The sequence below is a fragment of the Saccharomonospora xinjiangensis XJ-54 genome (genome assembly GCF_000258175.1).
Classification (GTDB): Bacteria; Actinomycetota; Actinomycetes; order Mycobacteriales; family Pseudonocardiaceae; genus Saccharomonospora; species Saccharomonospora xinjiangensis.
Genome location: NZ_JH636049.1, coordinates 2,526,879 through 2,546,339 on the forward strand (window position 1 = coordinate 2,526,879; position 19,461 = coordinate 2,546,339).

Consider the following 19,461-nt stretch of genomic DNA (forward strand, 5'->3'; position numbering starts at 1 on the left):
TCCGTTCTCAGTCTTCTTCGCCGCGGGGGTTCGCCCTGCGGCGTTCACTGTCCAGTAGTTCATCGACCGACGCCGTACCGAGTGCGTAGCGGCGGGCGATCTCCGCGTTGAACGAATCTACGACGATCTGCACTTCACGTCGGCGCTTGGAGACGGATCTCTCCTGCTCCCGGTAGCTGTCGAGTGCCTCGGCGAGTTTGCCGTCCGACAGCGACGTGACGTCGGAGAGGTCGGCGTCGCCGACGAGCGCCTCCGCTCTGCGCCGGTACTCGCCCGCTCTCGACGGCTCCAGCGTCTGGTGACGGCCCGATCCGGTCGCAGGGCCGAGCGCGTTGTCGGCGAGTATCGCGGTGAGCTGGTCAACCACGCTGGTCTGCCCGCCCGACGCGCGGCGTTGCTGCTCGGCCTTCACGATGTCGATGCGGGCGTGCAGCAGCCGCCGAAGATAGGAAAGGTCCGTCTCCTCCTGCGCCGCTTCGTCGCGCCGCTCACGCAACGCGGACATCGGAAGGCGGTCGAGGTCGCGCACGTAGTCGGCCGCGAGCACTCGGTCGATCCGGCGGCGTCCGCCGGGCCGGACTTCGATCACGGGGTCATCCTGCTCTACGACGGTGGAATGCACCAGTGCAACGATCGAGTCAGCCTCGCAGACGTTGCGCTGCCTCTCTGCCCGGCGCGGTGTGCTCCCTCGGGACGGAATCGGGGTCCACCGATGCCGCAGCGGTGCGGTCGGTGTCGCCCGCGGTCAGCTCGGCGTCCATCGGTGTGGAGCGTTTGAGCAGCGCGAGAGCGATCGGGCCGAGTTCGTGGTGCTGCGCCACGCTGCCCACGCGTCCGACGGTGCGCTCGCCGAGTCGCACGGGGTCGCCGGTCTCGGGGTAGATCTCCTGCGAGCCGTCGAGGTGCAGCAGCACCATGGTGCGGGGTGGCTTGCCGACGTTGTGCACCTTCGCGACGGTCTCCTGCCCCCGGTAGCAGCCCTTGGCGACGTGGGCGGCCGAGCCGATCCAGTTGACCTCGTGCGGAATGGTGCGCTCGTCGGTGTCCACGCCCAGCTTCGGGCGCAGCGACTCGACGCGCAGGGCGTCGAATGCCCACGAACCCGCGGGACGCGCTCCGGCGTCGGTGAGTCTCGTCCACCATTCGCCGAGTTGCTGCCTCGGAATCAGCAGGTCCACACTCGACGGTCCAGGCCACGGCATCCGCCTTGCGACCCCTCCTTCGAACCGCGCCACCGCGTACGGGCCTGTGCCGAGTTCGATGCCGAACCGGGCGAGCAGCGAGGGCACCTCAGGGCCGAGGAGGGTCAGCATCGCCCAGTCATCGGTCGCGTCGAGGATCTCGACCTTCGACCAGAACTTCATGGCTTCGAAGTATTCGAGCAGTGTCTGCTTCTCGCCGCCCTTCGGCAACGCCGTGGTGGCCGTGGCGCCGGGATCGGTGTCGAGGAAGACCTTCTCGCCGATGTGGGCGAGGACGAGGTGCGCGTCGATACGGCCCTGGCTGTCGAGCACGAGCGCCTCGGTGCCCTCGCCGTCGCGGAGCCCCGTGACGTGCTGGGAGATCACCAGGTGCAGCCACGAGAGCCGTTCCTCGCCGGTCACCGTGATGATCTGCCGGTGTGACCGATCGACGACGGCCACGCCGCGTGTGGCGGTGCGCTGCTCGGCGAACGGATCACCCCAGTGCCATGGCACGCCGGCATCGGGATGGTCGTCGGGAGGTGCGACGGCGCCGGGACGCCTCAGCAGCGGAGACTCATACGCCATACTCCGATCGTAGGCTGGATCGCATACGGCCGGTGAGTACGGTGGTGCCATGCGCGTATTGGCCTTTCTCGACGGCACACTCGGAGACCCCGCCCAGCCGTACATCCGGGTGGACAACACCGGAGTCCTGCGAGGCGACGGCATCTTCGAAACGGTCCTCGTCGTGGACGGTCGGCCGAGGGAACTCGGCCCTCACCTCGACCGGCTCGCGCGCTCGGCGGCGATGCTCGACCTCCCCGAGCCCGACCTCACCGCGTGGGAGCACGCGGTGCAGCAGGTGATCGACAACTGGGATGGATCGCCGGAGATCGCCGTCAAGCTCGTCTACACCCGGGGCTCCGAGGGCGACCCGGACGCCGAGCCCTTCTGTTACGCGCTGGGCATGGACATCGACGACAAGGTCAAGAGGGCCAGGGCCGAAGGTATCGCCGTGGTGAGTCTCGATCGCGGGTTCGGGCCTGAGGTCGTGGAGCGGGCTCCGTGGCTTCTGCTCGGCGCCAAGACACTGTCGTACGCCGTGAACCTCGCCGCTCTGCGCGAGGCCGCCCGGCGGGGAGCCGACGACGTCGTCTTCACCGCAACGGACGGCTCTGTGCTCGAAGGACCGACCTCCACCGTCGTCCTCGCCAAGGGGCGGACGCTGTACACGCCGCCGCCCACGGTCGGCATCCTGCCCGGCACCACGCAGCGTGCCGTGTTCAGGGCCGCGGAGTCGGCAGGCTGGGCCGTGAAGATCGAGAACATCCCTGCCGACGAACTCTTGACCGCCGACGGGTTGTTCCTGGTGTCGTCGGTGCGGAAGGTGACGAGGGTCCACACGCTCGACGGCACGCGGCTGGCCGACTCGACGGCCATCCACCGCGAACTGTGCGACGCCTACGAGGCGCAGTACTGAGGGAGAGGTGTCGGCCGACCGGCCTCAGCCGACGACGCGCTGGAGCAGCGCGGAGCAGTGCGGGGTCATCGGCTGCCCCACCATCGCGCGTTCCTCGACCCAGCCGAGGTCACCGTTGTTGACGAGGCCGTACAGCCTCTTCGCGGCGGTGACCTCCTTGGCGCTGGCGGACCGCACGACGGCGTCCGTGCCGAGTTCCCACGCCGTCTGGCTCTTCGGCCTTCCGTAGTACAACTCGACGATGCCGGTGGAGTGGGCCAGGAGGAGTTCGATCGTGTCGTCCGGCTGTGGACGCCACCAGCCCGTCTCACGCGCGGCGAGGCGAAGCACGTCACCGTTGTCGTCGAGCAGCCACGTCCGCGACTCGTGGTGGAGGAACGGCCTGCCGTCGTGGGCGATGGTGAGCTGCTGCGCGAAGCGGTAGGTGCGGTCGAGCGTGGGATAGCTGACCTCACCCTCGCCACGCCAGACGCCGACGAGCGGGAGCAGCGCCAGGCAGGCTTCGTTCAACTCGGCGCCTTCCCGCAGGTTCGCGGTGTCGCCGGGGATGGGCAGGTCGTCGAACTGCGGCACGTTGCGGTGGGCCGTCTTCTCGGCTCGCTCCGCGGCAGCCCGGATAGCGTCGTCGCCGCTTGTCATGACGTCGTGGCTCGCTGTCTCGGGAGTCGGTCGATGGCGATCGGGTGAGCGCGGCCGGTTCCGGTCAGTGCCGCCCGGTGTCGCGGGCTGTGGTCAGGCCGTGCCGGTCGTGACTCAGCGCTGGTCGGAGTACAGGCGGTACACGACGTAGCCGCTGAACCACACGGTCGCGACGGCGGCCAGCACCAGCAGGGTCGTAAAGATAATCTCCACGGCCGAAGGATAACCCGCGAGCGAGGCTCGCCATCCGACCGGTCCCTGAGAGCCCCGACACACGGCCGCCCACCACTCGATGAGTGAGCGGCCCCGCGCCTTTTCGCCGGCTCAGCCGACAGTGATGTCCACCTTGTGCACGCCGGGTCCATCGGCCCGCACACTCGCCTCACCGTTGCCCTTCCGGTGCAGGGCCCGCACCGTCCACGCACCCTGCGCGGCGTAGAACCGGAAGTCGCCGTCCTGCGACGCCTGCACCTCGCCGGTGAACTCGCCTGCCGAGTCGAGCAGGCGAACGTAGGCGCCGCCGAGCGGGCCTTCGGCTCCTGTCACCCTGCCAGCCACGACGACCTGCCCTCGCGTGTCCTCGTCGGCCGAGGTCGCCGTCTGCTCCGGTGCTCCGCAACTGTCCGTCATCGCTGCTCTCCCGTCTCGACAGGCACGCCGACCAGCGAACCGTACTCGGTCCACGAGCCGTCGTAGTTCTTCACGTCCGAAAGGCCGATCAGCTCGTGCAGTGCGAACCACGTGTGGCTCGACCGCTCGCCGATGCGGCAGTACGCGATGGTCGGCTTGGAGGTGTCGAGCCCTGCCTCCTTGTACAGCTGCTCCAACTCCTCCGCCGACTTGAACGTGCCGTCCTCGTTGGCGGCCTTCGACCACGGCACGTTGATCGCACTCGGGATGTGGCCGCCACGCTGCGCGGCCTCCTGCGGCAGGTGTGCGGGGGCGAGCAGCTTGCCCGAGAACTCGTCGGGCGAGCGGACGTCCACGAGGTTCTTCGTGCCGATCGCCTGCACGACCTCGTCGCGGAACGCCCGCAGCGAGTGGTCCTGCTCCTTCGCCGTGTAGTCGGTGCGCGCGCGGCGCACCTCGTCGGCGGACAGCGCGCGGCCGTCGAGTTCCCACTTCTTGCGCCCGCCGTCCAGCAGCTTCACCGCTTCGTGGCCGTACAGCCTGAAGTACCAGTACGCGTAGGCGGCGAACCAGTTGTTGTTGCCGCCGTAGAGGATCACGAGGTCGTCGTTCGCGATGCCCTTCGCGGACATCAGCTCCTCGAAGCCCTTGCGATCGACGAAGTCACGCCGCACGGGGTCCTGGAGCTCGTCCCTCCAGTCGATCTTGACGGCGCCGGGGATGTGGCCACCGTCGTAGGCGGTGGTGTCCTCGTCAACCTCGACGAACACGATTCCGGGCGTGTCGAGGTTCTCCTCGGCCCAGTCGGCGGTGACCAGGACGTCTTCACGGCTCATGACGGCACTCACTTCCTTCTCTTCGGGAAAAACTGGGCGAGGGGATCACTACTCGACCCCGTCAGGTGCGCCTGGTTCGTGGTGTGACCCGTCGCAGCAGCGGATACACCTCGCAACCGAGACAGAAGCCGAACGCGAGCGTTGAGGAACGCGGCGAGCGAGGCGAGGGCGGTGGCGGGCCGCAGTCTTGGTGTGATCAGTGCGCGGTAGGGCACCGAGTACAGGGCAAGGCTCAGGCCCGCGAAGGCCCCGACGGCGAACACGATGGTCAGTGCTGCCGGCAGTGACCGCCACTCGGTGATCAGGACGATCGCGAGGACCGCGGTGGTTACCGAGGCGGCGAACCGGGGGCCACGCGGGTCCACGGCTCCTCCTGCGGACATCTCACCTCCGATACGCCGACCGCAGGCTTCCGCTTGAGCTCGCCGAAGGACACAGGCTGCTCCGCACGCGGCACAGGTCAACGGCGCGCCGTTGCGTCAGGAGGTAGAGCGGCAGCCTCGTCACGAGCCCGAGGGTACTGATCCGGACACCTCGTGGGGAAGCGTGTTCATCCTGTGAGACGCGACGTGTGGCTCAAGGGCCTTCCGTAGCGCTGCGAGCTTCGGCACACCGCCGACCCGCAGCAACTCGGTGCCGTCAGCCTCGAACGCGATCGTGGTGGGTGTGCGCAGCACCCGCAGTGCCTCGGCGACCTCCGGCCGTTCGGTGAGGTCGAGTTCGACGTGCCTGAGTCGCTCGGTGCCCGCCGCGACCGTGGACAGCACGGCGCGGGCGTGGCGGCACGGTGCGCAGAAGGTGCTGGACAACTGCACGAGCGTGACAGCGTCGGGGGCGAGCAGGTCGGCGACGGCGGCGGGGAGCCGGTTCGGCCGGTGCTCGTGCTCTGTGGCAGGAGTCGCCGACGGTTCGGAGAATTCCGACGGTGTTGCCGATAACATGGTGGGGCGGCGGATCCTCCCGTTGCGCAGGGACAGCAGAGCGCCCGCGAGCACGCCGACGGTGAGCGTGCCCGCGAGCACGAGAATGCCGGTCACGACAGTTCGGTCACGACAGTTCTTGCGGCCGTTCAGCCGCCGACGGCGCCGGCGACACCCGCGAACGTGACGTTTTCGGCCTCGCCGTGCAGCGTCAGCGAGCCGGACTCCACCCTGATCGCGGTCGGCGTCACCGTGAACGGCATGTCACCCGCGTTGATGTCGGCCTCGAAGTTCGGCAGCAGCGCACGCTGCACCTCGTCGGGCACCACGGTGGTCTCCTTGTCGTTGCCGAACTGGAGGCGATGCGGTGTGATGCGGATCGTCGTGCCGTCCAACTCGATCATGGCGAAGGCGAAGATCTCGATGCGTTCGCCCGCGATGTCCACCTTGCCGGAAAGGCGCACACCGGCGGTCGATTCGTCGCTGTCCTGCTCGGTCTGCGCCTGCTCCTCGGCGTCCACACCCTCGCCGTGCAGCACGTACGCCTTCGACGACGGTTCGATGCTCAGGTCGTCGATGTTCGTCAGCGGGGCGACCCTGGCGATGTCGCTGGCCTTCAGCGTGATCTCACCGGCGAGCCTGCCGATCTCGACGCCGTTTACGTTGCCTGAGGTGAGGTCGGACAGTGGCGCGGTGACGTCGTGAAGATCGGCACGCACGGTGATGTCCTGCAACTCCTGCACCCGCACGCCGTTCGCACTGATACCGATGTGACCGTATTCGCCCGACAATGCCTGTGTGGCGAACGGGAACCCGTGGATTTCCACAGCGGGGTCCTGATCGAGATCGAGTTGTTCGCGAGCCTTTTGTGACACCGTGTGTTCGGCGAAGGTCGCCGCGGCGAAGTCGGCGCCAACCAGGAGTCCCAGCAGCACCACAAGCACGATCACGATGCGCTTCACCCGACGTCGGCCCCTTGTCCCGCTCGACTGCGCCCTCTCGGTTACCGCGGTGTTCACAATCACATCCGTTCTGTTAAAAGCATGTTTCACCGGCCCCGAATTGGTGTGATGCCGGTTCCAGAACCGCTGTGGCCGCAGGAGTCGGCACTATTCTCGATCGAACCGGGACATCGTTTCGGTGTCCGACGCGAATGCCTGCGCGAGGTGGTGGCCATGAGCCTGGACCTGTTGGTACTGACCCCGGAACAGCGAGCCACGTCCGTCCTCCCCGCACTCGAACTGCTGCCGCATACGGTACGGGTCCGCGCGCCGGAGGTCACCGCCGTCCTCGACGCCGGGCACTGCGACGTCGTCGTCGTTGACGCGCGCAGCGACCTCGCTTCGGCCAAGAGCCTGTGCAGGCTGCTCAGTAGTTCCCAGGGGGCGGACAGCTCGACCCCGGTGATCGCGGTGGTCGGCGAAGGCGGGCTCGTGACCGTGAACTCCGAGTGGCACACCGATGACATTGTGCTCCCCTCAGCGGGCCCCGCCGAGCTGGATGCTCGATTGAGGCTGGTCACCACCCGCGAGGGTGCCTCGGCTGTGGCCGAAGCCGAACTGAGGGTCGGTGACCTGGTGATCGACGAGGGCACCTACACCGCACGGCTTCGTAAGCGCACGCTCGAACTGACGTACAAGGAGTTCGAGCTGCTGAAGTACCTCGCGCAGCATGCGGGGCGCGTGTTCACCAGGGCGCAGCTGCTCCAGGAGGTGTGGGGCTACGACTTCTTCGGCGGCACGCGGACGGTGGACGTCCACGTCCGCCGCCTCCGGGCCAAGCTCGGCCCCGAGCACGAGCAGATGATCGGCACCGTGCGCAACGTGGGCTACAAGTTCGAACGCCCGGCCAAGGCCGCGAAGGTGTCTGGGTTCGCCGATGAGGCGCAGGAGCTGATCCCTCGCTGAAGCCCCGGACCGCCGAAGCCATCTCGTCTTCGAGGCGGGGTGGCTTCCGCCGAGACGGCCCTGCGGGAGGTTCTGCGGCGCCGTTCGGTGCTGGTGATCCTGCTGCTTCTGCCGCTGGCGTTCTACCTCAGCAGGCGTGGGGACCACCTCGGCCAGTCGATCCGCTTCGTCTGCCTCGGCCTCGGCTGGGCTCTGAGCACGGCCGCGTTGTTCGCGGGCAACTCCAGCAGACCTATCGAGCCGCGACTGCGCCTTTCGGGTTACCGCAGCCATCATCTCTACCTCGGCAGGCTCGGGGCGCTGTGGCTTCTCGGCGTCGTCCTCTCCGCGCCGTACTTCCTGCTGATCGTCGTGGACCAGCCCGATGTCCGGCACGGTCCCGTCGCTCTCATCATGGCGATCACCGTGCTCGTCTCGGCGCCGTTCGGGCTCGCCCTCAGCGCGGTGCTGCCCCGGGAATTGGAAGGCACACTCATCCTGCTCGCCGTGACCGGCTTGCAGATGATGGCCGACCCGGCGACCTCACTGGCGAAGGCGCTGCCGTTCTGGTTCAGCAGGGAGATCGCGACCTACGCCGTCGATGGCGTGGACGAGGCGTACCTGCTGCGGGGACTAGCGCACGGAGCGTTCTGCACGGTGGCGCTCCTGCTCGTCGTCGCGGCTGCGTTCGCCCTGCGGTTGAGGCGGCGTCCGCACCTGCGGTTCGTGCCGTCCCGCTGACGGCGTCCGCACGGCTAGGGTGAGATCATGCGCGACTTCGTGTGGGCCGACGAGCTGACCGACGAGCAGGACGATGACGTGCGGGGGCTGCTGCTGGCCGCCCGCGAGACGGACGGCAGGCCCGACATCGAGCCGGGTGGCTCGCTGCCCGGTGAGTTCGCAGGCCCGCGACACCTGCTGTGCCGCGTCGGCGACGGCTCCTCCGGCTCGTTGGCGGCATACGCGCACGTCGATGTCCAGGGCGACGCATTCGGCAGGAAGGTCGCCGAGCTGATCGTGCATCCCGCCCACCGGCGGCAGGGCCACGGAACGGAGGTTCTCGCGGAGGTTCTGCGCGCGGCCACGGGAGCGCTGCGCGTGTGGGCGCACGGTGACCACCCGGCCGCGGCGAGGCTCGCCGAGCGGTTCTCTCTGAAGCGGGTTCGGGAACTGCTCGTCATGGGGGCGTCGTCGGCCGAGCACGAGTGGCCTGAGCCGGAACTTCCCTCAGGCGTGCGGCTTCGGACGTTCGTCCCCGGCCGAGACGAACAGGCCGTCATCGACGTGAACGCGAGGGCGTTCGACTGGCACCCCGAACAGAGTGCCTTCGACGTGGAAGCGCTGCTGGCGGCGCAGCGGGAGAGCTGGTTCGACCCGAACGGCTTCTTCCTCGCCGAGAACGGCGACGGCCGCGTGATCGGTTTCCACTGGACCAAGGTGCATCCGGCCAACCCCAAGCGATTTGGGGGGCTCCCTGTCGGCGAGGTGTACGTCGTCGGCGTCGATCCCGACGCACAGGGCGGCGGGCTCGGCAAGGCGCTGACCCTCGCCGGGCTGCGGCACCTCCGCGACCTCGGCCTCGGCCGGATCATTCTCTACGTCGAGGGGGACAACGCTCCCGCCGTCGCCGTCTACCGGAAGCTGGGTTTCTCCACCGTCGAGACCGACGTCCAGTACGAGAAAGGGTCGTGAGCGAGGCCGTTGGCCCCGCCCACGACCCTCGCGCCGCGGTGTCCCTCAGCCGAAGCGGCCGGAGATGTAGTCCTCCGTCGCCTTGTTCTGCGGCGTCGAGAAGATCTTGGTCGTCTCGTCGATCTCGACCAGCTCGCCGGGCTGGCCGACACCCTTGAGGTTGAAGAACCCGGTCGCGTCACTCACCCTGGCGGCCTGCTGCATGTTGTGCGTCACGATCACGATCGTGTAGTTCGACTTCAACTCCAGCATCAGGTCCTCGATGGCCTGTGTGGAGATCGGGTCGAGCGCCGAGCACGGCTCGTCCATCAACAGGACGTCCGGCTGCACCGCGATGGCCCTCGCGATGCAGAGCCGCTGCTGCTGACCGCCGGAAAGGCCCGAACCCGGCTTGTTGAGCCGGTCCTTGACCTCGTTCCACAGGTTGGCGGAGCGAAGCGACTGCTCGACGACGTCGTCCAGCTCGGAGCGCTTCATCTTCTTGTTGTTGAGCTTCAGCCCAGCCGCCACGTTGTCGTAGATCGACATCGTGGGGAACGGGTTCGGCCGCTGGAAGACCATACCGATCTGGGTGCGCACCCGCACGGGGTCCACGTTCGGCGCGTAGAGGTCCTGGTCGTCCATGAAGACCTGGCCCTCCACCCGCGCGTTCGGCACGAGCTCGTGCATGCGGTTGAGCGTGCGCAGGAACGTGGACTTGCCGCAGCCGGAGGGACCGATCAACGCGGTGACCGACCGTGGCTGGATCGTCATCGACACGCCCTGCACGGCGAGGAACTTGTCGTAGTAGATGTCGAGGTCCTTGACCTCGATGCGCTTTGCCACAGTGCTTCCTATCCAGGTGTCGCCGCTTCAGCCGCGGGTCTTCGGTGCGAACAGTCGGGAGATGAGCCGGGCGAGGAGGTTGAGCGCCATCACGATGATGATGAGCAGCAGCGCCGCTGCCCAGGCCCGATCGAGCGAGGGGCCGGGTGGCGTGCCCGGGGCCACGTACTGGTAGTACGAGAAGACGGGCAACGTGGCCATCCGGCCGTCGAACGGGTCGAAGTTGTCGCTCGTGGTGATGCCCACCGTCACCAGCAACGGAGCGGTCTCACCGATGACCCTCGCGATGGCGAGCGTGACACCGGTGGCGATACCGGCCAGTGCGGTCGGCAGCACCACCTTCAGGATAGTGCGCCATTTCGGCACCCCGAGCGCGTACGACGCCTCGCGAAGCTCGTTGGGCACGAGCTTGAGCATCTCCTCCGTCGATCGCACGACGACCGGGATCATCAACACGCTCAACGCGATGGCGCCCATGATGCCCATGCGCACACCGGGTCCGAAGATCAGTGCGAAGAGGGCGTAGGCGAACAGACCGGCCACGATCGAGGGGATGCCGGTCATCACGTCAACGAAGAACGTGATCGCCTTGGCGAGCTTGCCCTTCCCGTACTCCACGAGGTAGATGGCGGTGAGCATCCCGACGGGCACCGAGATCACCGTGGCGAGCGCGGTGATGATCAGCGTGCCCATGATGGCGTGGTACACGCCGCCGCCCTCGCCGAGGACACCGCGCATCGAGTACGAGAAGAACTCGGTGTCGAAGCGGGCCATGCCCTTCGAGACCACGGTGATCACAACGGAGATCAGCGGGAGGAGGGCGAGCAGGAAGGCGCCCGTGACGACGGCTGTGACCAGCCTGTCCTTGGCCTTGCGCGCGCCCTCGACCGAGCGGGCCCACACATAGACCAGGACGGCGTAGCCGACGGCTGCGACGATGGCCGCGCCCGCGATGTTCCACTCGGCGAACCGCCAGAGGCCGACACCGGCGAGCAGCGCGAGCACCAGAACGGCCCATGGGCCGAACTTCGGGAGCTGGCCGTGGGTGAGGGGCACGCCGGACAGTGGTGTGTGGAGGTCCGTGCGTTCGGGAGTAGGTGTCGGACTGGACATCAGTTGGCTCCCGAGAATTCCTTGCGGCGCTCGATCACCGCGCGAGCGGCCATGTTCACGACCAGGGTGAGCGCGAAGAGCACCAGACCGGAGGCGATCAGCGTGTTGACGGAGATGCCCGTGGACTCGGGGAACTGCAACGCGATGTTGGCCGCGATCGTCCCCGGGTTGCCTGTGCCGATCAGATTGAAGGTGACACCGCCGGACACCGAGAGCACGATGGCGACGGCCATGGTCTCGCCGAGCGCACGGCCGAGGCCCAGCATGGACCCGCCGATGATGCTCGACCTGCCGAACGGCAACACCGCCATTTTGATCATTTCCCAGCGGGTGGCGCCCAGCGCGAGCGACGCCTCCTCGTGCAGCCTCGGCGTCTGCCGGAACGCCTCACGCACGACGGCCGTGATGATCGGCAGGATCATCACGGCGAGGACGATGATGGCGACGAGCATGGTGCGGCCGGTGGCGGACGGCGGTCCCTCGAAGAGCGGGATGAAGCCGAGATTCTCCGCGAGCCATCCCGTCGGCTCCACCGTCAGCGGAGCGAGCTGGTTGAACCCCCACAGGCCGTAGACGATGCTCGGCACGGCGGCGAGCAGGTCGATCACGTACCCGAGCACCTGAGCGAGGCGGCGCGGGGCGTAGTAGGTCACGAAAAGCGCGATGGCCACCGCCAGCGGCGCCGCGATGACCAGGGCGAACACCGCCGAGATCAGCGTGCCGAACAGCAGTGGCCAGATGTAGAGGGCGAGTCCCTCGCCGTCGGGGATGTCCTCGGCCGGCGCGACGAGCGCGGGCCATGCCTCGACGAGGAGGAACGCCGCGACACCCGCGAGTACGACGAGGATTAGGACACCCGCGCCTGTGGAGGCGCCAGCGAAGATGCGGTCACCTGGGCGCAGCGGCACTTTGCGCGTGCGCGGCCCTTCCGCTGTGCTGGGCAATTGCCATCCCTTCTTGTGCTTGTCGCGGTGCCCGCACGGCGCATTCCACGACAGGTAACACGCCGGACCGGGTGGTCACCTGTTGTGGTGACCACCCGGACGGCGTGCGGTTGTCAGCGTCAGCTACCCGAGCCGATCGCGTCAACGGCGGGCTGGATCTCCTTGCGCAGCGCGTCGGAGATGGGGGCGGAACCGGCGTTGTCCGCCGAAGCCTGCTGCCCCTCGGGGCTGATCATGTAGTTGAAGTACGCCTTCACGAGGTCGGCCTTCGCGGGGTCATCGTAGTTGGTGCAGGCCAGAGCGTACGAGACCAGGACGATGGGGTAGGTGCCCTCCTCGGTGGTGTCGCGAGCCAGGTCGTAGGCGAAGCTGTGGTCGCCACGACCCTCGATGCGCTCCGAGACCTCGAGCACCTTGGCGGCGGCCTGCGGCGAGTAGGCGACGAAATCGTCACCGACGCCGACCTTCACCGTGCCGAGGTCGCCTGCCTGGCTCGCGTCGGCGTAGCCGATGGTGCCGTTGCCGTTGGTGACGGCCTGGACGACGCCCGAGGTGCCCTGGGCGGCCTCGCCACCCTTGACCGGCCAGTCGCCGCTGACCTCGTGCGGCCAGTCGTCACCCGCGGCGGCCTTCAGGTACTCGACGAAGTTCTCCGTGGTGCCGGACTCGTCGGAGCGGTTGACCGGCGTGATGGCGAGGTCGGGGAGCTTGGCGTCCGGGTTGTCGGCCGCGATCTCCGGGTCGTTCCACTTCTTGATCTTCTGGTTGAAGATCTTGGCGATGGTCTCGGGCTTGAGGTTCAGCTCCTTGACACCTTCGACGTTGAAGATCACCGCGACCGGCGAGACGTAGGTCGGGATCTCCACGACCTCGCCGCACCGCTCCTTGGCGCCCGCCAGCTCCTCGTCGTCGAGGTAGGCGTCGCTGCCACCGAAGTCGGAACCGCCGCCGACGAACTGCTCACGACCGCCACCGGAGCCGATGGGGTCGTAGTTCACCGTCACGTCGGGGTTGCTGTCGAGGAAGCCGGCCTGCCACGCCTTCTGCGCGGCCTCTTGCGAGCTGGCGCCGGCACCGGAGATGGTGCCCGACAGTCCCGAGCCGTTGCCGTCTTGCCCGCCGCCCTGCTCGTTGGCCGAACCGCAGGCCGCGATGCCGAGGGTGAGCGCGGCAGCCGCCGGGAGGGCGATGACGCGGCCCAGGGGGTAACGCTTCACAGTAGACCTCTTCCGCAAGGTGGAGGCCGGGCGCAGCCGACCTCTGGGGATGCTCACGACGCTGGACGCTATGGGCGCCACGTGACGCGGCAGGACAGCGTTGGTGAACGGAAGCTGAACGAAGCCGGACATCCGGCGAACATCACGGCGACATAACACGGACGTGACGTTGCGTTAGCGCCGAACGGGCTAGCAGCAGTACGAAACATGGACGTTCGGTGTGCGTGGCAACCGCCCGTTCGGGTGGCTCACGCCTCGTCTGTGGAGTAGCCGGGCATACGTCCAGTGACCACGAACACCATCCGGCGAGCCACCGACACGGCGTGGTCGGCGTACCGCTCGTAGAAGCGGCCGAGCAGGGTCACGTCAACGGCGCTGGCGACACCGTGCTCCCAGTTCTTGTCCATGATCACGCTGAAGAGGTGGCGGTGGATGTCGTCCACCTGGTCGTCGTCGATCTCCAGGCTGCGGGCGGCCTCGACGTCGCGGGTCATGATGATCTGCTCGACCCTGCGGGCCAGCCGCACCGCGATCTTGCCCATATCGGCGAAGTACGGGCGCACGCTGTCGGGCAGCACAGGATCGGGGTGGCGGCGGCGCGCCGCTTTGGCGACGTGGAGTGCGAGGTCGCCCATCCGCTCCAGGCTCTCGGCCGCGTGGATGGCGGCGAGCACGATCCGCAGGTCGGTGGCCACGGGTGCCTGAAGGGCCAGCAGTGCGTACGCCTGCTCCTCGCAGTCGGCACGAGCGTCGTCCACGAGCGCGTCGTCGCTGATGACCTGCTCGGCCAGCTCCAGGTCCGACTCCAGCATGGCTTTGGTTGCCCGCTCCATGGCATCCGCCACCTGGACGGACATTTCGGCCAGTCTCGTGGCCAGGTTTTCGAGTTCGACGTGGTAAGCCTCGCGCATGAGGCTCACTCTACGTGCGGGGTAGCGCCCCTGCCGTACGGCTCGGTGAACCCCGCGTGAACCGGAACCGTCCTTCCTTGCCGTGGCAGTGCTGCCTGCTGGGTCGTCGTCAGATTGGCTGTCGTATTGGCGTCGCCGCCCTGCTCGGAGGGTTCCTCGCCGGGAAGCGGGGTGTTCTCGATCAATGCCTCGAACAGCTTGTCGGTGTCGGCTTCCAGCAACACCTCGTTGCCTCGATCGTTGGCCTCCCCGACGGTGGGGATGGTGAGGAAGGCGACCTTGCCAGCGTCCATGCCCCGCATCGACTGAGCGAGCGTGATCATCTGATCGACGCCGATGTTCTCGCCGAACGTGGACTGCGCGAACGCCTCGACGAATCCGGACAGCTTCCCCATGTCGAGCAGCACCTCGCTCGACATCACCTTGCTCAGCAGTGACGAGAGGAACAGCTGTTGCCGCTGCATCCTGCCGTAGTCGGAGAACGTCGGGTCGCCGTAGACCTTGCGGGCTCTGACGTAGCTGAGCGCCTGGTCTCCCTTGAGCACCACGTCTCCGGTTTCGGCGACGATGAGCCCGAGTTCTGCGTCCCGCATGGGTTCCGTGAAGTGCACGGTCACCCCGCCGACCGCGTCCACCATGCCCTTGAAGCCTTGGAAGTCGATGCCGACGAAGTGGTTGATGCGCATGCCGGAGATCTGCTGGATGACCTTCGTCACGCAGCGCGGGCCACCGAGGTTGAACGCGGAGTTCAGCTTGACCGCGTCGGCTGGCGGAACGATCTCGCCGTACTCGCCGGTGGCCGAGTTCCACCGCGCGCACTCGGGGCGGGAGATTTCGAGGTCGCGGGGGAACGAGATCACGACGGCGCGCTTCCGATCCTTCGGCAGGTGCGCGAGCATCACGGTGTCGGATCGGGCTCCCTCCACCGTCTCCGCCGTTCCGACGCTCGGGTCGGCGCTCGCGCCCTCCCTCGTGTCGGACCCCACGATGAGGAAGTTCTCGTCGCCGAGCTGTGCGGATGCCCTGCGGATGTCCGCCGAGTTCTCGTCGAGCGCGGCGATCTCGTTGAACTGCGCCTCGAACCACGTCTTGGCGCCCCAGCCGAAGCCGGTGCCGAGGAACACGAACGTGGCGATGACGACAGCGCCCGCCCGTGAGGCGAGCACCCGGCGGCTGCTTCTCGTCCTGCCCCGTGCGGGGGCCTCGGCGGGTTCGGAAACCTCCGAGGTCTCCCCGCCTTCCAGGAAGTCCGGGATCTCCGGGTTGTCCGAGATCTCCGGGTTGTCTGAGACGTCGGAAACCGTCGTGGCTTCAGAGGAACCGGCCGGTGCAGGTTCCCCGTCGTCGTCGGGGTCGGTGTGGGTGCTGCGGGCTCCGCCGCGCCGGGGCGACTTCGAACTGACCGGCACGACTCGTTGCAGCGCGGTCATCGTGTGTTCGAGGAGGCGTGCGCGCTTCTGCCGCTTCTTGCGTTCCTCTGCTTCGAGTTCGTCGTGCGCTGCCGAGAACCGGGCAAGCGAGTCGTCGATCTTCCTGCGGTACTTGGTCGCGTCATCGACCGGCTCCAGCTGGTCGGTCATGGTGAGGCGATCTTCGAGCGACCGTTCCGGTGGCTCCGGCACGGGCCTGCGCCGGGGCCTTGGTGGAGCAGAGGGTTTCGCCTGCACCGGAGCGTCGGCCGAAGGTGCTGCGGCAGAGGACGCGGGCGCCGGCGCGTGAGGGATCGGAGCCTCGATCGACAGTGGCTGAGAGACAGGCGCCGCAGCAGGCATCGCGACAGGAATCGAAGCGGGTGCTGAAGGAAGCGGTTCCGGTTCGGCCTGCGGGAGCGGGTTGAGCGCCGAGGGAGCGGGAGGCGGCACGGGTGAGGTCCGCGTCGTCTGCTGGACCCTCGGGGGCAGTGGGTTGCCGTTCGGCGGGGACAGCGGAGGCGGTGGTGCCGGGGCAGGCGGCACTGGTGGCGCCAGGGAAGCCGCTGGTGCCACCGGCGGTGGTGCGGGGGAAGCCGGTGGCCGGAGGTGCGGCGCTTCGGGCAGGCGGGAGGGCGGGGGCGGGGTCTCGCCTCGCCGGACCGGCGGGGCGTCGAGCGTGGCCGGGATTCCCCGGTTCGGTGGCGGCGCAGGCCGGTTCGGGGGCGGCGGTGTCGGGAACCTGCCGGAGCGTTCGGCCAGTGGGTGATCGGGAACGGGAACGTCGCCACGCACGGGCACATGCCGGGGTGGTTCGCCCAGCGCGACGTCGGGCATCGGGAAGTGGCCCGAGCGCATCGGATCGGGGCCGCCCTGCTGGAGGGGCTGTGGGTGTTCGCCGGTCGTGACGCCACCGTCAACGGGGGAAGGGCGGGGGCGGGTCAGCTCCGGCCGAGCAGGCTCGGGGCGGCCGGAGTCCCGGCGGCTGAACCCCGGCGGGGCGGGCGGTGTGGCTCCACGTGGCCGTTCCGTCGGCCGGGGACGGGACGACGGCGACGGTGATTCCGGCTGTCCCTGCCGGGGGTGCCGTCCCGCGGTGTGCTGGGACTGTGCGGCGGCAGGCACTTCGACAGGCAGGTCGGCAGGCAGGTCCGCCAGTGCTTCCACAGCGACCCGATCGTCCACTGTGTACCGTGATACTGACGGCGTCACCGGGTCGTCGCGTTCGGCGGCGCGCCGCTGCTGCCTCGAACGACGTGTGCGGCCGTTCGACTCGGAAGCCGATCGCTCGGCGGCGTGCCTGGCGAGCATCTCCGCGACACTGATGCCGCCCTGGGTGTCAAGCGCCCGGCGCCGCTTCCTCTCGGCTTCCTCGCGGTTGCGCTGCGCGCGTGCTCGCCATTCCTCAGCCTGAGAAGTGAGGCCGGGAGTGCCGTGATCGTCGGACACGCACGCTCCCTTCGCTCAGGTTGCCCTGTGGGGCTCCCACGTCTGCTTGTTGATCGTCGCGAGGACGGCTTTCGTTATCGTACGGATATCCGCCGTTTGTGACGACACCATGGCGTGAACTTTTTACGCAGCGTCGCCGTATCCGTCTGTTGCTCTCGACAGAGCGTGCCGATGCGTGTCTTGCATCACGTGGAAGGCTCAGTGCGGTTTCACTGTCCGTGCTGAGCTGGGACGTGATTCACGAGCCCCACTCGGCTTCCCGGCGCCGCTTCGATGACGAAGACCCTGCCGAACACCGTCGTCGCGGATGCGTCGCCCGACACCGTGAGCAGCCGCCGCGCCACGGCGTCCGACGGTGAGATTTCCCCCGCGAGAAGCGCACGCAGCACAGGCCCCGTGTGCACCACGGCATCGGGGGCATCGGGGGCATCAGGGGCACCGGTGATGTCGGTACGATCGGCTCCACCCTCGGAGACGACGAGCGTGCCGTCGTCGATCTTCGCGGTGACGATGACGTCGGCCACGTGCAGTTCGACGAGGAGGCGGAGCCCGCGAGCGCGGTCGGGCCGGAACGTCGCGCGCAACGCGGTGATGAGCGAGTCGGTGGTGACGACCTCACCCTCGCGGGGATCGCCGAGCGACCTCGCGCCCCACCGGCCGAGCGCGAACACGGCCTCTTCGAGATCGCGCCCGTAGTCCGTCAGCTCGTAGACGACCGAGCCCGACGGCCTCGGCAGCACTCTCCTGCGGACGAGGCCGTCGGCTTCGAGCCGTTTCAGGCGGGTGGACAGGATGTTGGTGGGGATGCGGCCGAGTCCTCTGCGGAGATCGGTGAACCGTTTGGGGCCGACGAGCAGGTCGCGGATGATGAGCAGGGTCCACCGCTCACCCACGAGATCGGCGGCGTTGGCGAGGCCGCAGTACTGCCCGTAGCGTCGCTGGCCCATGGTCAGGATCCTACTCCGCTCGTGGCGTGACTGAACCGTGCTTGCATTTCGCAAGCGGACAGGGCCCCGTGGCTCAGCCGCCCGAATGCATCACGTCGGCGCCCTCGGGCACGCACGGGTCGTAGGGATCGTCCAGCCAGCCGTGCGGCAGGGTGACCTTGCCTGGCGAGCCCTGGCGACCTCGGGGGCCGAGTGCGTCGGTGGGGAACGGCGCGTCGTGGTCGAGCTGCGCGATCAGCTCGTCAAGCTCGTCCAGCGACGACACCATCGCGAACCTCCGCCGTAGCTGCGAGCCGACGGGGAAGCCCATGAAGTACCACGCCATGTGCTTGCGGAGGTCGCGCATGGCCTTGCCCTGCCCGTCGTGTTCCACCAGCAGCTCCGCGTGGCGGCGCAGCACGCGGGCGACCTCGCCGAGGTTCGGCCCCTGCGGGATCGGTCTTCCGGCGAACGCGGCCTCAAGCTCGCCGAACAGCCACGGCCTTCCGAGGCAGCCACGCCCGACGACGACGCCGTCGCACCCGGTCTCGGCCACCATGCGCAGCGCGTCCTGCGCGGTGAAGATGTCGCCGTTGCCGAGCACGGGGATGCTGGTCACCGCCTCCTTGAGCCGCGCGATCTGGGACCAGTCGGCCTTGCCCGAGTAGCGCTGGGCTGCGGTGCGTGCGTGCAGCGCCACGGCGGCCGCGCCCTCGGCCTCGGCGATGCGGCCCGCGTCGAGGAACGTGTGGTGGTCGTCGTCGATGCCGACCCGGAACTTGACCGTGAACGGCACTCCAGCCGACTCGGCTGCCTCGGCCGACGCACGCACGATGTTGGCGAACAGCGTCCGCTTGTACGGCAGCGCGGCCCCGCCGCCCTTGCGGGTCACCTTGGCGACGGGGCAGCCGAAGTTCGCGTCGATGTGGTCGGCGAGGCCCTCCCCGACAATGATCTTCACGGCCTCGCGCATCGTCGTGGGATCGACGCCGTAGAGCTGCATGGACCTGGGCTTCTCGTCAGGCCCGAAGGTCATCATGTGCATGGTTCCGGGGTGCCGCTCCACGACGGCGCGAGCGGTGATCATCTCGCAGACGTAGAGGCCGGCACCGTACTCCTGACAGAGCTGCCTGAACGCGACGTTCGTGATTCCGGCCATGGGAGCGAGCACGACCGGAGGATCGACCTGGTAGGGACCGATCCTCAGTGCGGGCTTGGGCAGGGTCGCGGTCACGTCTCCCATTGTCGCCGGTGGTGTCGGCCGTCCCCGTCGGGGGCCGACCGGGACGGCTTTCCTCACGGAGTTTCTCCGCCCGCGTCAGCCGGTCGGTGACCGATCCGGGCAGCCGCGCCTCGATAACTCGTATTCGTCCGGCGTGCCGCGCCGTCCATGATCCGAC

20 protein-coding genes and 1 pseudogene are annotated in these 19,461 nt (G+C 68.2%); 5 read left to right on the plus strand and 16 right to left on the minus strand.

The window, feature by feature from the left end; translation table 11 throughout:
• Positions 1-7 precede the first annotated feature (7 nt).
• Positions 8-589 carry an RsiG family protein gene (locus SACXIDRAFT_RS11140; protein ID WP_006238659.1) on the minus strand — a complete coding sequence of 194 codons (582 nt, stop codon included), beginning with the start codon at positions 587-589 and terminating at the stop codon, positions 8-10.
• A gap of 49 nt (positions 590-638) precedes the next feature.
• On the minus strand, positions 639-1,769 hold the full coding sequence (gene ygfZ, locus SACXIDRAFT_RS11145; RefSeq protein ID WP_006238660.1) for a CAF17-like 4Fe-4S cluster assembly/insertion protein YgfZ: 1,131 nt from the start codon (positions 1,767-1,769) through the stop codon (positions 639-641).
• 49 nt (positions 1,770-1,818) lie between these two features.
• Here ygfZ and SACXIDRAFT_RS11150 point away from each other — a divergent pair, with 49 nt between their 5' ends.
• The gene (locus tag SACXIDRAFT_RS11150) at positions 1,819-2,664 is read left to right on the plus strand and encodes an aminodeoxychorismate lyase (RefSeq protein ID WP_006238661.1); all 846 of its coding nucleotides are present in this window, start codon (positions 1,819-1,821) and stop codon (positions 2,662-2,664) included.
• Positions 2,665-2,688: 24 nt separating this feature from the next.
• On the opposite strand, the gene SACXIDRAFT_RS11155 is transcribed toward SACXIDRAFT_RS11150, so the two are convergent.
• From SACXIDRAFT_RS11155 to SACXIDRAFT_RS11180, 6 genes and pseudogenes are all read right to left on the minus strand, one after another.
• Positions 2,689-3,303, minus strand: coding sequence for a heme-binding beta-barrel domain-containing protein (locus SACXIDRAFT_RS11155; RefSeq protein ID WP_006238662.1), 615 nt, complete (start codon positions 3,301-3,303; stop codon positions 2,689-2,691).
• Between the two features lie 324 nt (positions 3,304-3,627).
• Positions 3,628-3,933: a DUF1416 domain-containing protein gene (locus SACXIDRAFT_RS11160; RefSeq protein WP_006238664.1), complete on the minus strand. Its 306-nt coding sequence runs from the start codon at positions 3,931-3,933 to the stop codon at positions 3,628-3,630.
• The gene (locus SACXIDRAFT_RS11165) at positions 3,930-4,769 is read right to left on the minus strand and encodes a sulfurtransferase (RefSeq protein WP_006238665.1); all 840 of its coding nucleotides are present in this window, start codon (positions 4,767-4,769) and stop codon (positions 3,930-3,932) included. Before SACXIDRAFT_RS11165 ends, SACXIDRAFT_RS11160 begins: the two co-directional genes overlap by 4 nt.
• 61 nt (positions 4,770-4,830) lie before the next feature.
• A pseudogene (locus SACXIDRAFT_RS11170) lies at positions 4,831-5,152 on the minus strand (DUF4395 family protein).
• A 120-nt stretch (positions 5,153-5,272) separates the two neighbouring features.
• Complete coding sequence (locus SACXIDRAFT_RS11175) at positions 5,273-5,806, minus strand: thioredoxin family protein (protein ID WP_006238667.1); 534 nt, start codon at positions 5,804-5,806, stop codon at positions 5,273-5,275.
• A 32-nt stretch (positions 5,807-5,838) separates the two neighbouring features.
• A complete protein-coding gene (locus tag SACXIDRAFT_RS11180; RefSeq protein WP_006238668.1) occupies positions 5,839-6,651 on the minus strand; it encodes an LmeA family phospholipid-binding protein in 813 nt (270 codons plus the stop codon).
• Between the two features lie 213 nt (positions 6,652-6,864).
• On the opposite strand from SACXIDRAFT_RS11180, the gene SACXIDRAFT_RS11185 reads away from it, so the two are divergent.
• Genes SACXIDRAFT_RS11185 through mshD form a run of 3 tightly spaced genes read left to right on the plus strand, consistent with a single transcriptional unit; the run spans position 6,865 to position 9,267 of the window.
• Entirely contained in the window at positions 6,865-7,596 is a 732-nt protein-coding gene (locus SACXIDRAFT_RS11185; RefSeq protein ID WP_006238669.1) for a winged helix-turn-helix transcriptional regulator, read from the plus strand.
• 39 nt (positions 7,597-7,635) lie between these two features.
• A complete protein-coding gene (locus SACXIDRAFT_RS11190) occupies positions 7,636-8,316 on the plus strand; it encodes an ABC transporter permease (RefSeq protein WP_006238670.1) in 681 nt (226 codons plus the stop codon).
• Between the two features lie 27 nt (positions 8,317-8,343).
• Positions 8,344-9,267, plus strand: a complete 924-nt coding sequence (gene mshD / locus SACXIDRAFT_RS11195) for a mycothiol synthase (protein ID WP_006238671.1) — start codon at positions 8,344-8,346, stop codon at positions 9,265-9,267.
• 45 nt (positions 9,268-9,312) lie between these two features.
• On the opposite strand, the gene pstB is transcribed toward mshD, so the two are convergent.
• The 6 genes from pstB to SACXIDRAFT_RS11225 all read right to left on the minus strand — a co-directional run bounded on the left by pstB (position 9,313) and on the right by SACXIDRAFT_RS11225 (position 15,857).
• Complete coding sequence (gene pstB / locus SACXIDRAFT_RS11200; RefSeq protein WP_006238672.1) at positions 9,313-10,092, minus strand: phosphate ABC transporter ATP-binding protein PstB; 780 nt, start codon at positions 10,090-10,092, stop codon at positions 9,313-9,315.
• 27 nt (positions 10,093-10,119) lie between these two features.
• On the minus strand, positions 10,120-11,205 hold the full coding sequence (gene pstA, locus SACXIDRAFT_RS11205) for a phosphate ABC transporter permease PstA (RefSeq protein WP_006238673.1): 1,086 nt from the start codon (positions 11,203-11,205) through the stop codon (positions 10,120-10,122).
• Positions 11,205-12,149: a phosphate ABC transporter permease subunit PstC gene (pstC, locus tag SACXIDRAFT_RS11210; protein WP_006238674.1), complete on the minus strand. Its 945-nt coding sequence runs from the start codon at positions 12,147-12,149 to the stop codon at positions 11,205-11,207. The genes pstA and pstC overlap by 1 nt, the downstream gene beginning before the upstream one ends.
• Positions 12,150-12,268: 119 nt before the next feature.
• Positions 12,269-13,366 (minus strand): phosphate ABC transporter substrate-binding protein PstS, encoded by a 1,098-nt coding sequence (pstS, locus tag SACXIDRAFT_RS11215; RefSeq protein WP_006238675.1) that lies wholly within the window; start codon positions 13,364-13,366, stop codon positions 12,269-12,271.
• Positions 13,367-13,614: 248 nt separating this feature from the next.
• Positions 13,615-14,277 (minus strand): phosphate signaling complex protein PhoU, encoded by a 663-nt coding sequence (gene phoU, locus SACXIDRAFT_RS11220; protein ID WP_006238676.1) that lies wholly within the window; start codon positions 14,275-14,277, stop codon positions 13,615-13,617.
• 5 nt (positions 14,278-14,282) lie between these two features.
• A complete protein-coding gene (locus tag SACXIDRAFT_RS11225; RefSeq protein WP_006238677.1) occupies positions 14,283-15,857 on the minus strand; it encodes an LCP family protein in 1,575 nt (524 codons plus the stop codon).
• Between the two features lie 253 nt (positions 15,858-16,110).
• On the opposite strand from SACXIDRAFT_RS11225, the gene SACXIDRAFT_RS23310 reads away from it, so the two are divergent.
• Positions 16,111-16,455 (plus strand): hypothetical protein, encoded by a 345-nt coding sequence (locus tag SACXIDRAFT_RS23310; protein WP_198284315.1) that lies wholly within the window; start codon positions 16,111-16,113, stop codon positions 16,453-16,455.
• An 889-nt stretch (positions 16,456-17,344) separates the two neighbouring features.
• Here the strand turns inward: SACXIDRAFT_RS23310 and SACXIDRAFT_RS11235 are convergent.
• Positions 17,345-18,082, minus strand: coding sequence for a winged helix-turn-helix transcriptional regulator (locus SACXIDRAFT_RS11235; RefSeq protein ID WP_006238678.1), 738 nt, complete (start codon positions 18,080-18,082; stop codon positions 17,345-17,347).
• 73 nt (positions 18,083-18,155) lie between these two features.
• Positions 18,156-19,304 (minus strand): tRNA dihydrouridine synthase DusB, encoded by a 1,149-nt coding sequence (gene dusB, locus SACXIDRAFT_RS11240; RefSeq protein ID WP_006238679.1) that lies wholly within the window; start codon positions 19,302-19,304, stop codon positions 18,156-18,158.
• Positions 19,305-19,461: the final 157 nt, after the last annotated feature.